This window comes from Streptomyces sp. NEAU-YJ-81, assembly GCF_017592595.1.
Classification (GTDB): domain Bacteria; phylum Actinomycetota; class Actinomycetes; order Streptomycetales; family Streptomycetaceae; genus Streptomyces; species Streptomyces hygroscopicus_B.
In genome coordinates, this window is record NZ_JAGFNO010000027.1 from 41,606 (window position 1) to 54,167 (window position 12,562).

A 12,562-nucleotide genomic window follows, 5' to 3' on the forward strand; every position below is an offset into this window, starting at 1 on the left:
GCCCATGGCCACGCACGGGTGAGAGCTCATGGCCATGCCCGGCGATCGACGGAAAAACACACCCCACCAGCGAGAAATCGCCTCATATCAGCCAGGGGCGTGTTCTCATGCTTCAGGTGTCCTCTCCCTCCCGCCGTGATGTCCTGCGGTCCGCGAGCGGTGCCGTGGCGGCCACGACGTGCGGCGTCGGCTGCGGCCACCACGCCGTGTCCTCGTCGTCCAGACCCGCCGGTGCCACCGAAACGCCCTCCTCCGGTGCGGCCTCGGACCGGGCCACCCCCGCCGGACACGCGCCGCGCGGACCGGTGCGCTTCCCCGGACTGTCACCCCAGATCGTCCACGGCCCGCGCGGCGGAAGCGCGGTGGCCCTCACCTTCCACGGCCAGGGCGACGCGGAGCTCGCCCGCTCGCTGCTCGCCGAGGCCGAGCGGGCCGGGGCCCGGGTCACCGTCCTCGCCGTCGGCACCTGGCTCGACGAGCATCCGGAGCTGGCCCGGCGGGTCCTGGACGGCGGCCATGAACTGGGCAACCACACCATGCGGCACCGCGCCGTCTGCGCGCTGCCCGCCGACGAGGCGTACGCGGAGATCACCGAATGCGCCGACCGGCTGCGCCGCCTCACCGGGACCATCGGAAGCTGGTTCCGTCCGTCGCAGGCCCGCACCGCCACGGACCTCGTGACCCGTCTGGCGGCCCGCGCCGGGTACCCGCACGTCCTCTCCTACGACGTGGATTCCCAGGACTTCCAGGACCCGGGGCCGGACGCGGTGCGGGACACGATCCTCGGCCAGGTCCGCGCCGGTTCCGTGGTCAGTCTGCACTTCGGTCACACCGGAACCCTGACCGCGCTGCCCGCGGTCCTCGAGGGTCTGCGCGGGCGCGGTCTGCACGCGGTCACCGCGACGGAGCTGATGCACTCCGATGGCGTAGCAGCGACAGCGGGTCCCGGGATGCGTACCGAGACTGGATGAGACGCCGGGCAGCCGCCCGTGGTGTGCCCGTACGGGAGCGGAGGAGACCCCATGCACCACCGCAAGGATCTCGGACTGCTCGCACTGCGCCTCGGTGTGGGCGGGGTCCTGGCCACACACGGCGCGCAGAAGCTCTTCGGCTGGTGCGGCGGCGCCGGCCTGGACCGTACCGGCCAGGCCATGGAGGCGATGGGCTTCCGTCCGGGGCGGGCCAGTGCCTTGGCGGCCGGACTGGGCGAGGCGGGCGGCGGGCTGCTGCTCGCGCTCGGCTTCGCCACTCCCGCGGCCGGGGCGGCGGCCGCGGGGACGATGGCGGGCGCGGTGTCGGTGAACGCGCCGGCCGGGTTCTTCGCCGAGTCCGGGGGCTATGAGTTCCCGGCCCTGCTGGGATGCTCGGCGGCGGCGCTCGGGATCGCGGGGCCCGGCCGCTACTCGCTCGATCACCTCACCTGCCATGTGCTGGACCAGCCGTGGCTGATCGCGACGGCGTTCACCATGAGCGCGCTCACGGCGGCCGCGGTGATCAGACGCCGGATCGCGGTGACCACGGAGCGGGAGCTCGCCGAGCAGGGGGTCATCGACGAGCAGGAGCTCGCCGAGTAGGGCGCGCCCCTCCCCCTCACCCCTCGCGCATCACCTGTCCGGCAGGTGACGCACGGCGTGCGAGGAGCGCACTCGTGCGCCATGGTGGATGCCAGGCCCGGGAGCGGTCGCAGTGGTGGAGGGTGCGGATGTTCAACAGGCGCAGCTTCGGGAAGATCGTGGGCGCGAGTGCGGTCGGGGCGCCGTTCGCCATCCGCGCCACCGGCTCGGCCAAGGCCACGGGGGACGCCCCGGAGGAGCGGCGGACGCCGCCCGCGCGGCCGCACACATCCTTCGCCGCCCTGCGGCAGATCAAGGCCGGGGAGCTGAACGTCGGCTACGCCGAGGCCGGTCCGGCCCATGGCCCCGCGGTCGTCCTGCTGCACGGCTGGCCCTATGACATCCACAGCTATGTCGATGTGGCGCCCTTGCTGGCCGCCGAGGGCTATCGGGTGGTGGTCCCGTATCTGCGCGGCTATGGGACGACGCGCTTCCGGTCGCCCCGGACGTTCCGCGACGGCCAGCAGTCGGTGTTCGCCCTCGACCTGCTCGCCCTGATGGACGCCCTCGGGATCGAGCGCGCGATCCTCGCCGGATACGATTGGGGCTCGCGGACGGCCGACATCGTCGCGGCCCTGTGGCCGAAGCGCTGCAAGGCCCTGGTCTCGGTGAGCGGCTATCTGATCACCAACCGGGAGAAGAACAAGCAGCCGCAGCCACCGAAGGTCGAATGGGCCTGGTGGTATCAGTACTACTTCGCCACGCAACGGGGCGTGCTCGGGCTGGAGAACCCGGAGTACCGGCGTGAACTGGCGCGGCTCGTCTGGCGGTTCAACTCGCCGACATGGCATTTCGACGAGGCCACCTTCGCGCGCACCGCCGCCGCCTTCCGGAATCCGGACTATGTCCGCATCGTGATCCACAACTATCGCTGGCGGCTGGGGCTCGCGGCGGGTGATCCCCGGTACGACGGTTTGGAGCGGCGTCTCGCCAAGGGCCCCGTCATCGGCGTGCCCACGGTCACGCTGGACGGCGGGCGCGATCCCTTCACCCCCGCCGGGGGCGGTGCCTCCTACCGGGACAAGTTCTCGGGTCCGTACGCCCACCGGACGCTGAAGGACATCGGCCACAATGTGCCCCAGGAGGCTCCCGAAGCCTTCGCCGATGCCGTGGTCGAGGCCGACGGTCTGCGACGGCGCTGAACACCGCCGCCGGGCCTCGGGCCGCCACGTCCGAAGGGGGCAGGGGATGGCGGAGTTCGAGGTGGCCACCGGCGCCGCGGGGGTCCCCGACGGCGACGACCAAGGCCGCCGGGCCGCGGTACGGACCGCGTTCGAGGGGCTGCTGCAGATCCGCCGGCTGATGAACGCCGACGCCGCCGACCCCGAAGGTGTGCCCGCCGAGTGGGAGCGGCGGCAGCCGGTGCGGGCCGTGGCCCTCGCCCTGGAGGGCGCCGGTGTTCCGCCGTCGGCCACCGACGCGGAGGGCCACCGCACGGCGACCGGATACTGTCTCGGCGCGGCGGAGCGGACCGGGGTGGTGCGGGTCGAGTGGCTGGGGCCGCCGGGAAGTGGTGCCGGGTACGCGGCGGAGGACGCGCTGCGGAACTGTGCGGCCGTGCTGCGGCGGCTGGGCTGGGAGGCGCTGGAGTACCGGGGGCCGCGCCGCCACCGTTACCTCGAGGTCGAGCCTCCCCCGGCCGGGCCTCCCCGGCGCTGATCTGACCTGGGCCGAACCGGCCCGGGAGGCGCGGGCTGTGATGCCACGTCGCCTCCCGGGGCGGTGCCGCTCACGCGTTGGGGTCGAAGGGGATCTCGGACGGCTTGGCCTTCGCGAGGTGCGAGGCGAGGGTGCTGTCCTTGAGGCCCAGGGTGGCACTGCCGAAGTCGGCCTGGCTCAGCTTGTCGCGCAGCCCGGCGGGGTAACCGTTCCAGCCGACCAGCGCGGGGTACTGCCAGGTCTGGTGGTGGTTCTCCGGCGGCTCGTCGTTGGCGTTCGCCGGTCGGAAGCAGTGGGTGCTCACACCGTCCTTGTGGTACACGACCTTGGGGTGGGTCCCGTCCCAGCGGATCTGGTCCCGGTTGTAGATGTTGAAGTTGCCGTGGGCCGAGGTGGCGACGTACTTGGCCTCGTTGTCCTGCACCCACACCACGACGTGCTCCCAGTCGTGGCGGTGTCCGCCGAGCCCGCTTCCGGCCACGGCCTGGTCCTTCTCGAAGTACAGGCCGTAGATGACCGCGCACCAGCCGTTGTTGCACTTGGAGCGGGAGTATCCGTTGGTGTTGTCGAGGTCCCAGGAGTCGCGGCACTGGCCGTTGAGGGCGCCGCTCGGGTTGAGCCCGCCCGCGATCGTCCCGTCGGGCCCGATGGCGGGGGTGGGGTAGCAGCCGTCGGTGTCGTAGTCGAACGCCGGCTGGAACGTCTGCTCCGTGCCGTCCGCGTTGGCGGGCAGAGCTGTGGGCGGGTCCGCGAGCGCACTGCCCGGAAAGGCCACGACGAGCGCGATGGCGCTGCCGAGGATGGCGGATCCCCTACGGATCCGCGAACTCTTCTTCACTGCGTCCTCCTGAACGACCGCGGCGTAGCACCACGAGGGGGGGGTGGTTGGCATGCTCAGGTCAGCATGATCGCATTCCTTGAGCCGCGGCGGGAGATGTCGCCGTGATGAAGAGTCAGCCAACAGCTATAGCAGGTGAAGTGGGGTGACGCCCAGGAGGGGGCGCGGCGGGTGCCGGAAGGTCCGGGCAGCGAGGTCGGTGAGCGCGGCCGCCGGCCGGTGGTCCATGTCTCGCCATCAGCCGTACCGCGACCGTTACCGCGTGGCCGCCCGGGCCTCCGACACCCCCGACGGCTCCACCGGCGACCTCGGCTTCCGCACCGTCCGCGACACCTGAGCCTTCTTTATTCCGGGGTGTTGACGAAATAGCGTGGCGTGCCCATGCTGTTCGGCATGCACCCCCATCAGGACGGCCCGCTGGCCCGGCTGCGGCGGGGCCACGAAGACTTGGTACTGGAGCTGTTGCGCAAACACGGCCCGCTCAGCCGGGCCGAACTGGGACAGCACAGCGGCCTCTCCCGGACCACCCTCAGCGACATCGTCACCGAGCTGATCGAGAGCGGCGCCGTGGTCGCCACGGCGCCGGAAACGGCCCCGCGCAGGCGGGGACGGCCGGTGGAGGCACTGACGCTCAACCCCAGCGCGGGCCAGGCCATCGGTATCGATTTCGCCCGCCGGGCGGTGCATGTCTCCGCGGTCAACGTCGCACACGAGGTGATCGGGTCGGCCAGTGAACCGCACGACCCGGGACTGCCCTGGGAGGAGCGGATCGCCCTGGCCGAGCGGCTGGTCGGCACGCTCGCCGACGGCGCCCTGCGGCTGGGCGCGCTGAACGCCATCGGGGTGGGTGTGGTCGGCCCGGTCGGAGACCCCGACTCCGGGCCGCCGGACCCCTGCCCCTCCGCCGATCTGCCCGCCCTGCTGCGCAAGCGTTTCGAGGCCCCGGTGCTGGTGGACAACAACACCCGGCTCGCCGCGCTCGCCGAGGCCACCTGGGGCGCGGCGGCGGGCGGTCAGGACGTGCTGTATCTGCGGCTGTCCCATGGTGTGGGCGGCGGGCTGGTCGTGGGCGGCTCCCTGCACCGGGGGGCGTACGGCCTGTCCGGCGAGTTCGGCCATATCGCGGTCGAGTCGGGCGACGGGCGATGTTCGTGCGGCGCCACCGGCTGCCTGGAGACGGTGGCCTCGGTGGGCGCCGTGCTCGCCGCCTATCGCCGCGCGGGCGGACACGCGGACGGCCTGGCCGCGCTCCTCGGGGCGCTGGAGGCCGGCGATCCGGTGGCACTGCGCACGCTGGAGGCGGCCGCCGTCCACATCGGCACCGTGCTGGCGGCGGTGTGCAACGCGGTCGGCCCCGGGGTCATCGTGCTCGGTGGCGAACTCGCTGCGGCCGGCACACCGCTCTTCGAGCCGGTCGAACGGGCGCTGCGCGCACACATCATGCCGATCTCACGGGACCGTGTGGACCTGAGGCCGGCGACGCTCGGCGAGGCCGGTGGCGCCCTGGGCGCCATCGCCCTTGTCCTGCATGAATCTCCCCTGCTCAGCCATTACCCGGCCCGTCCGGGCTGAACCTGCCCGCCCCGGGCTGAAGAGGAGGACCCATGAACCCCGCGAGGCGTCCATGACGGTGGTCACCGCGCCCGAGAAGACCCCCACGACACCGGAAGCGCCACGCGGCGCACGACGCACCGTCCACCCCCTCGTGTTCAATCTGATCGCCCTCGTCCTGGGCGTCGCCATCTGGGCCCTGACCGCCGCCGCGGGGCTCGCGGACATCCCCGGACCGCTCTCCGTGAGCTCCAGGGCGCGTGAACTGCTCGCCGACGGAACCCTCACCCAGGACGCGCTGGCCAGTCTGCAGCGGGTGCTCCTCGGGTTCGCGCTGGGCACCCTGGTCGCCGTGCCCGTCGGCTTTCTGATGGGCTGGTACCCGGTCGCCCGGGGCCTGTTGGAGCCGTACGTCCAGTTCTTCCGTACGATCCCGCCGCTGGCGCTGATCCCCCTGGTGATCGTCCTGATGGGCATCGGCGAGACACCGAAGATCTTCGTCATCTTCCTGGCCGCGTTCATGTCCTGTGTGGTGGCCGCCTTCCAGGGGGTGACCGGCGTGGACCGGACGCTGATCGACGCGGCGCGGGTCCTCGGCGCCTCGGACCGGACCGTCTTCCTCAAGGTGGTCATCCCGGCGTCCACGCCGTTCATCCTAGTCGGCATGCGCATCGGGCTCGGCGCGGCCTGGGCGACCGTGGTGGCGGCCGAGATGATCGGCGCCCAGAAGGGGCTGGGCTTCGAGATGGTCCACGCCCAGACCTACTACGACGTTCCCACGATCTTTGTGGGCCTGATCAGCATCGGCGTCATCGGCCTGGTCATGGACCGGTTGTTGCTGGTGGCCGAACGCCGTCTCACCGCGTGGCAGGAGCGCCGATGAGCCCCAAGATCTCATTCCGGGACGTGGTCAAGACCTACCCGATGAAGAACACCACCTTCACCGCGCTCGGCCAGGTCTCACTGGACATCGGGGACCGGGAGTTCGTCGCGGTGGTCGGGCCGTCCGGGTGCGGCAAGTCCACCTTGCTGAGCATGGTGGCCGGACTGGTGGAACCTACCTCCGGCACGGTCACGGTGGACGGCGCGCCCGTCGCCGGGCCGGGGCCGGACCGTGGGGTGATCTTCCAGCAGTACGCGCTGTTCCCGTGGCTGACGGTGCGCGGCAATGTCGAGTTCGGGCTGAAGCTGGCCCACGTCCCGGCCGCGGAGCGCAGGCGGCGCGCCGAACACGCCATTGAGCTGGTCGGGCTCGCCGACTTCGCGGACGCTCTGCCCAAGACCCTCTCCGGAGGGATGAAACAGCGCTGCGCCATCGCACGGGCCTACGCCGTGGACCCCGAAGTCCTGCTGATGGACGAGCCGTTCGGGGCGCTGGACGCGCTGACCCGGGTGCAGTTGCAGGACCAGCTCCTGGACACCTGGACTCAGGAGCGGCGGACCGTCCTGTTCATCACGCATGACGTCGACGAGGCGGTGTATCTGGCCGGGCGGGTGGTCGTGATGGCCGCCCGGCCGGGCCGCGTCCACCGGATCATCGACGTGGACCTGCCCTATCCGCGGACCGAGGAGATACGGCTCTCCGCGGAGTTCGCCCGGATCCGCAACGACGTCTGGACGCAGGTCTACCACCAGTCACCGGCCGGCTCCGCCGCCTGACCTCCCTCCTTCCTCCCTCCTCCTTCCACACCCATCCCCACCCCACTTCCGAAGGGACTCACCCGAGATGAGGATGAGCCGACGCGACTTCATACGCACACTCTCCGCGACAGGGGCGGCACTGTCGGTAGCCGCGTGTTCGTCCTCCGGCAACGGCGGCGGCTCCGCGGTCAGGTTCGGCTATATCGCCGACTACAACGGCGCGAGCCTGCTGGCCATCGCCGAGGACCGGGGCCTGTGGAAGAAACACGGTCTGACCGCCGAGCCCAAGGTGTTCGTCAACGGCCCGGTCCAGATCCAGGCCCTGCGCACCGGCAACCTGGACTACGGCTACATCGGGCCGGGCGCCCTGTGGCTGCCCGCCTCCGGCAAGGCCACCATCGTGGCCGTCAATACGCTCACCTACGCCGACCGGGTCATCGCCCGGCCCGGAATCGCCTCGATCCGGGATCTGAAGGGCAAGAAGGTCGGCGTTCCCGAGGGCACATCCGGTGAGATGGCGCTCAATCTCGCGCTCCAGCAGGCCGGGATGACCATGAAGGACATCTCGAAGGTGGTGATGGACGCGCCCACCGTCGTCTCCGCGTTCGCCTCCGGGCAGATCGACGGCGCCGGGATCTGGTACCCCCTCATCGACACCATCAAGGAGAAGGTGCCGGGCATGAAGGAGGTGGCGAGCACCGAGGACATCCGCGGCTCCACCTTCCCCACCGCCTTCGTCTCCGGCGCCAAGGCGAAACCGGAGCGCGACCGGAAGGTCGTCCAGGTGCTGCAGGAGGCCAACGACTGGCGGGCCGCGCACCCCAAGGAGTCCATCGCGCTGGCGGCGAAGCTGCTCAAGGCCGATGAGGCGAAGGTCGCGGCGGACGCGGAGCATGTGAAGACGATGACGACCGCCGAGCTCGCCGCCAGAACCAAGGACGGCACCGTCGACAAGTGGCTGGACGGCATGAGCCGCTTCTTCGTCCGTACCGGGCAGTTGCGGAAGTCGCCCGCCCCGTCCTCGTTCTACGCCGGTGACCTCTACACGAAGGCGGCCGCCCGATGAACCTGCTGTTCCTGATGACCGATCAGCATCGCGTCGACACCCTCGGCTGTTACGGCAATCCGCATATGGCCACGCCGAACCTGGACCGGCTGGCGGCGACCGGCACCCGCTTCGACCGCTTCTACACCCCCACGGCCATCTGCACCCCGGCCCGCGCCAGTCTGCTCACCGGCCAGGCGCCGTTCCGCCACCGGCTGCTGGCCAACTACGAGCGCAACGTCGGCTATCTGGAGGATCTGCGCGAGGACGCGTTCACCTTCCCCACCGCACTGGCCGAGCGTGACTACCAGCTCGGCCTGGTCGGCAAGTGGCATGTCGGCACCCACCGCAACGCCGCCTCGTACGGCTTCGACGGACCCGATCTGCCCGGCTGGCACAACCCCGTGGACCATCCGGACTACGCGGCGTATCTGAAGGAGCGGGGCCTGCCGCCGTACCGGATATCCGATCCGATCCGCGGCACCACGCCCAACGGCAATCCGGGCAATCTGCTGGCGGCGCGGCTGCACCAGCCGGTGGAGGCCACCTTCGAGCACTATCTGGCCACCCGCGCCATCGAGCAGTTGGAGCGATACGCCGCGGACGGGCGGCCGTTCTTCCTGGCCACCCACTTCTTCGGGCCGCATCTGCCGTATCTGCTGCCCGACGCGTACTTCGACGCCTACGACCCCGGCCTGGTGGAGCTGCCCGCCTCGATCGCCGAGACCTTCGAGGGAAAGCCACCGGTGCAGCGCAACTACAGCGCCCACTGGACCTTCGACACCATCCCGATCGAGGTGACCCGCAAGCTGATCGCGGTCTACTGGGGCTATGTCACTCTGATCGACGAGCAGATCGGGCGCATCCTCACCCGCCTCGACGAGCTCGGGCTGGCCGATGACACCTCGGTGTTCTTCACCGCCGACCACGGCGAGTTCACCGGCGCCCACCGGCTGCACGACAAGGGCCCGGCGATGTACGAGGACATCTACCGCATCCCCGGCATCATCCGCGTCCCCGGGGCTGCCCCGCAGGTCCGCCAGGAGTTCGTCAGCCTCACCGACTGCACGGCCACCATCCTGGACCTCGCGGGCTGCGACACCTCACCGGCCGTGGACAGCCGAAGCCTGCTGCCGCTGGTGCGGGGCGAACATCCACGGTGGCCCACCGAGTTGCTCGCCGAATTCCACGGCCACCACTTCCCGTATCCGCAGCGGATGATCCGCGACGAGCGCCACAAGCTCATCGTCAATCCCGAGTCGGTCAACGAGCTGTACGACCTGGACACCGACCCCCATGAGCTGACCAACCGATACGAACACCCCGAGCTGCTGCCCGTGCGCCGCCGCCTGATGCGCCGCCTGTACGACCTGCTGCGGGAGCGCGGTGACAACTTCTACCACTGGATGACCCCGATGTTCGACATCGGGGACCTTGACTACGACCCGAGCCTGAGCTCCTTCGAGCCGGAAGGGACCGCGTAGATGAGACGAAGTCCTGGCGCGCTCGTCGCCACGCTGCTGTGCGCGCTGCTGGCCGGGCTGCTGCCCGCGGCCCAGGCGACGGCCGCCGCGCGCCCGGCGACGGAGGACACCACGACGGCCCGCGCGGCGCCGACGTACCACAACCCCCTGACGGCCGGAGTGGTCGACACCTTCGCCGACCCGGTGATGATCCGGGGCAAGGACGGCCTGTGGTACGCGTACGGCACCCAGAACCCGGTGTTCCAGAGCAAGGGCGAGGACGGTGAGCGGATGCTGCCCATCCTCCGCTCGGCCGACATGGCGCACTGGGAGTACGCCGGAGAGGTCTTCACCCCTCAGACCAAACCCGCCTGGCACAAGGGCGCCCGGCTGTGGGCCCCCGACATCCGCTATGTGAACGGCCACTACAACCTGTACTACTCGGTGTCCTCGGAGAACACCGTCGGAGTGGCGACCGCGCCCACCCCCACCGGCCCCTGGACCGACCAGGGAGCCGTGCTGCCCTCGCCGAGCGGCTGCGCCACGGGCAACATCGACCAGGCCCAGTTCACGGACGAGGGCGGGCAGCCCTATCTGTACTGGGGGAGCTACGACACGATCTGCGTGGCGAAGATGAACGCCGCCCGCACCCGCATCGAGGGCGCGGTGACCGAAGTGGCGCAGGGCCGCCGGATGGAAGGCGGGTTCGTCGTCCGGCGCGGTGGCCACTACTACCTCTTCTACTCCGACGCCGGATGCTGCGACGGCGCCTACAGCGGCTATCAGGTCAAGGTCGGCCGGGCGACCAGCCCGACCGGGCCCTTCGTGGACGACGCGGGCGTTCCGCTGACGGCCGCCACCAGCAAGGGCGGCGTGGCGCTGACCGCGAACGGCAACGGCTGGATCGGCCCCGGGCACAACGCCCTGCAGACCGACCTGTCCGGCCAGGACTGGCTCGTCTACCACGCCATCTCCTCCGACGACCCGGACCTCAAACCGGCCGCGGGCGGCACGCTGAAGCTGTCCAAGCGGCCGATGCTGATGGACCGGCTGGACTGGATCGACGGCTGGCCGGTCGTACGGGCCGGGGCCGGCGCCTCCCAGGGCGCACAGCGGGCCCCGGTGGCCTCCTGGGCCGCGGGCGGCACCTTCAACGACGGCTCGCTGAAGGGGTGGCACGGCGGTGGCGGCTCCGGCACCGACGGCTGGCGTGTCGGACACGAGCAGGACGCGCGGGGCTTCGTCACACCGCGCGGGAACCCCACCGGCCCCGCCTCTCTGGTCTCGGACCGCTCTGCCCCGGCCGCCCGGCGCGCCGAGGCGGACCTCCGGGTCACCTCGGCCACCGGCGCGGCCGGGCTGCTGGTCCGCTACACCGGCCCGGACGACGTCGTGGTGGCGTGGCTGGACAGGGCGCGCAACGCACTGGTGACGGACGTACGAGTCGGCGGCCGGAGCCGCGGCGCTCGGACGACCCCGCTCCCGGCGGACTTCGCCTGGGACACCTGGCACAACGTGGCGGCCGAGATCCGCGGCACCCGGATGACCGTGGAGGTGAGCGCGGACCGGCTGCGGGACGCGGTGGCCACCCAGGAGCGGACGCTGCCCGCGGCGGCGGTCCGCTCCGGCAAGGTCGGCGTCGCCACCCGCGGCGCCGGGGCAGCCGCCGACAACGTGGGGGCCGCGGCGCTCCACACGCCGGTCACCACCCGCATCCCCGACCGGGTGCCGGGCCCGCTGCTGCCCGCCTACAGCGACGACTTCGACACCGCCACCGTCCCCGGCACCACGGCGGATTCGCCGTGGTCTTGGGTACGCGGACCGGCGTCCGGGGTCACGATGGCCGATGGCGCCCTGTCCTGGCCGACTCAGGGTGGCGAGCTCTATCTCGGCACCAATACGGCGTCGGTGCTGACCCGCGACGCTCCCCCGGGCGACTACACCGTGGAGACCAGGCTCCGCTTCGCTCCGGGGCGGACCAATCAGCAGGCCGGGCTGGTGCTCTACGGGAACGACGACCGCTATCTGAAGCTGGTGCACGCGGTGCTCCCGGTGAGCCACACCGATGGGAAGGCCACGCATGTCACGGAGTTCGCGAAGGAGGGCGAGCGTCCCACCACCACACCGCCGACGCCGGTGGCCTACGGGCCGATGTTCGGCGGCCCGCCCGCGGAGACGCTGTGGATGCGGCTGTCGTACCACGCCGACACCGCGCGGGACGAGACCGAGGTGCGCGCCGCCACCAGCACGGACGGTGTGCACTGGGTCCACACCGGCGTCTGGACGCTTCCGACGTCAAGCAAGCTCAGGATCGGGCTGGTCGCGCAGAACACCGCGGGCGCGGTCGCGCGCTTCGACTACGTGCACACCTACCGCCGCTGACGTTCCGAGCGAGCCCCCGTCCTATGCTGATCACCTTTGTTGATGCGCGACGGGGGCCGCTTCGGCGGCCGGAGAAGGTGAGCGAGCGTGGCCAAGCCTGTACGTGCGGCGATCGGGGACGTGTGGATCACATGTGTGTTCTGCAAGGGCGACCTTTTCCGGGACCGCGAGGTGAAGCTCAACAGCACCGGCATGGAGCTGTTCAAGTTCGGCTGGGCCAACGAATCGGCCACCGGGTTGATCTGCTGGAACTGCGGCTATGTGCACCTTTTCGCCAACACTGACATCGAGCTGTACAAGGTGAAGAAGGGCGAGATCTAGCCACGCCCACCGGCGGCCTCCCGAGGTCGCGGTAAAAGATGGTGCGCGG

At 71.0% G+C, this 12,562-nt stretch carries 12 protein-coding genes; 11 read left to right on the forward strand and 1 reads right to left on the reverse strand.

Annotated elements, in window-relative coordinates; translation table 11 throughout:
• The first annotated feature begins 107 nt into the window (after positions 1–107).
• The 4 genes from J5X86_RS38305 to J5X86_RS38320 all read left to right on the forward strand — a co-directional run bounded on the left by J5X86_RS38305 (position 108) and on the right by J5X86_RS38320 (position 3,272).
• A complete protein-coding gene (locus tag J5X86_RS38305) occupies positions 108–971 on the forward strand; it encodes a polysaccharide deacetylase family protein (RefSeq protein WP_374229333.1) in 864 nt (287 codons plus the stop codon).
• A gap of 51 nt (positions 972–1,022) precedes the next feature.
• Positions 1,023–1,574, forward strand: a complete 552-nt coding sequence (locus J5X86_RS38310; protein ID WP_208521270.1) for a DoxX family protein — start codon at positions 1,023–1,025, stop codon at positions 1,572–1,574.
• 128 nt (positions 1,575–1,702) lie between these two features.
• Complete coding sequence (locus tag J5X86_RS38315; RefSeq protein ID WP_208521271.1) at positions 1,703–2,755, forward strand: alpha/beta fold hydrolase; 1,053 nt, start codon at positions 1,703–1,705, stop codon at positions 2,753–2,755.
• Positions 2,756–2,801: 46 nt separating this feature from the next.
• Positions 2,802–3,272 carry a hypothetical protein gene (locus tag J5X86_RS38320; RefSeq protein WP_208521272.1) on the forward strand — a complete coding sequence of 157 codons (471 nt, stop codon included), beginning with the start codon at positions 2,802–2,804 and terminating at the stop codon, positions 3,270–3,272.
• A gap of 70 nt (positions 3,273–3,342) precedes the next feature.
• Here J5X86_RS38320 and J5X86_RS38325 read toward each other — a convergent pair whose 3' ends face one another.
• The gene (locus tag J5X86_RS38325) at positions 3,343–4,110 is read right to left on the reverse strand and encodes an NPP1 family protein (RefSeq protein ID WP_208521273.1); all 768 of its coding nucleotides are present in this window, start codon (positions 4,108–4,110) and stop codon (positions 3,343–3,345) included.
• 381 nt (positions 4,111–4,491) lie between these two features.
• On the opposite strand from J5X86_RS38325, the gene J5X86_RS38330 reads away from it, so the two are divergent.
• The 7 genes from J5X86_RS38330 to J5X86_RS38360 all read left to right on the forward strand — a co-directional run bounded on the left by J5X86_RS38330 (position 4,492) and on the right by J5X86_RS38360 (position 12,513).
• Positions 4,492–5,682 carry an ROK family transcriptional regulator gene (locus J5X86_RS38330; RefSeq protein WP_208521274.1) on the forward strand — a complete coding sequence of 397 codons (1,191 nt, stop codon included), beginning with the start codon at positions 4,492–4,494 and terminating at the stop codon, positions 5,680–5,682.
• A gap of 52 nt (positions 5,683–5,734) precedes the next feature.
• A complete protein-coding gene (locus J5X86_RS38335; protein WP_119984818.1) occupies positions 5,735–6,544 on the forward strand; it encodes an ABC transporter permease in 810 nt (269 codons plus the stop codon).
• Positions 6,541–7,320: an ABC transporter ATP-binding protein gene (locus tag J5X86_RS38340; RefSeq protein ID WP_208521275.1), complete on the forward strand. Its 780-nt coding sequence runs from the start codon at positions 6,541–6,543 to the stop codon at positions 7,318–7,320. The genes J5X86_RS38335 and J5X86_RS38340 overlap by 4 nt, the downstream gene beginning before the upstream one ends.
• A 67-nt stretch (positions 7,321–7,387) precedes the next feature.
• On the forward strand, positions 7,388–8,368 hold the full coding sequence (locus tag J5X86_RS38345; RefSeq protein WP_208521276.1) for an aliphatic sulfonate ABC transporter substrate-binding protein: 981 nt from the start codon (positions 7,388–7,390) through the stop codon (positions 8,366–8,368).
• Positions 8,365–9,831, forward strand: a complete 1,467-nt coding sequence (locus J5X86_RS38350) for a sulfatase-like hydrolase/transferase (RefSeq protein WP_208521277.1) — start codon at positions 8,365–8,367, stop codon at positions 9,829–9,831. The genes J5X86_RS38345 and J5X86_RS38350 overlap by 4 nt, the downstream gene beginning before the upstream one ends.
• Complete coding sequence (locus J5X86_RS38355; protein ID WP_208521278.1) at positions 9,832–12,192, forward strand: family 43 glycosylhydrolase; 2,361 nt, start codon at positions 9,832–9,834, stop codon at positions 12,190–12,192.
• A gap of 87 nt (positions 12,193–12,279) precedes the next feature.
• Positions 12,280–12,513, forward strand: a complete 234-nt coding sequence (locus J5X86_RS38360; protein WP_043236480.1) for a hypothetical protein — start codon at positions 12,280–12,282, stop codon at positions 12,511–12,513.
• Positions 12,514–12,562: the final 49 nt, after the last annotated feature.

What these genes read in the sequence shown, in the direction of transcription:
- J5X86_RS38310 (WP_208521270.1), top strand. Translation starts at nt 1,023, where the DNA reads ATGCACCACCGCAAGGATCTCGGACTGCTCGCACTGCGCCTCGGTGTG.
- J5X86_RS38305 (WP_374229333.1), top strand. Translation starts at nt 108, where the DNA reads ATGCTTCAGGTGTCCTCTCCCTCCCGCCGTGATGTCCTGCGGTCCGCG.
- J5X86_RS38330 (WP_208521274.1), top strand. Translation starts at nt 4,492, where the DNA reads ATGCTGTTCGGCATGCACCCCCATCAGGACGGCCCGCTGGCCCGGCTG.
- J5X86_RS38350 (WP_208521277.1), top strand. Translation starts at nt 8,365, where the DNA reads ATGAACCTGCTGTTCCTGATGACCGATCAGCATCGCGTCGACACCCTC.
- J5X86_RS38355 (WP_208521278.1), top strand. Translation starts at nt 9,832, where the DNA reads ATGAGACGAAGTCCTGGCGCGCTCGTCGCCACGCTGCTGTGCGCGCTG.
- J5X86_RS38320 (WP_208521272.1), top strand. Translation starts at nt 2,802, where the DNA reads ATGGCGGAGTTCGAGGTGGCCACCGGCGCCGCGGGGGTCCCCGACGGC.
- J5X86_RS38335 (WP_119984818.1), top strand. Translation starts at nt 5,735, where the DNA reads ATGACGGTGGTCACCGCGCCCGAGAAGACCCCCACGACACCGGAAGCG.
- J5X86_RS38345 (WP_208521276.1), top strand. Translation starts at nt 7,388, where the DNA reads ATGAGGATGAGCCGACGCGACTTCATACGCACACTCTCCGCGACAGGG.
- J5X86_RS38340 (WP_208521275.1), top strand. Translation starts at nt 6,541, where the DNA reads ATGAGCCCCAAGATCTCATTCCGGGACGTGGTCAAGACCTACCCGATG.
- J5X86_RS38315 (WP_208521271.1), top strand. Translation starts at nt 1,703, where the DNA reads ATGTTCAACAGGCGCAGCTTCGGGAAGATCGTGGGCGCGAGTGCGGTC.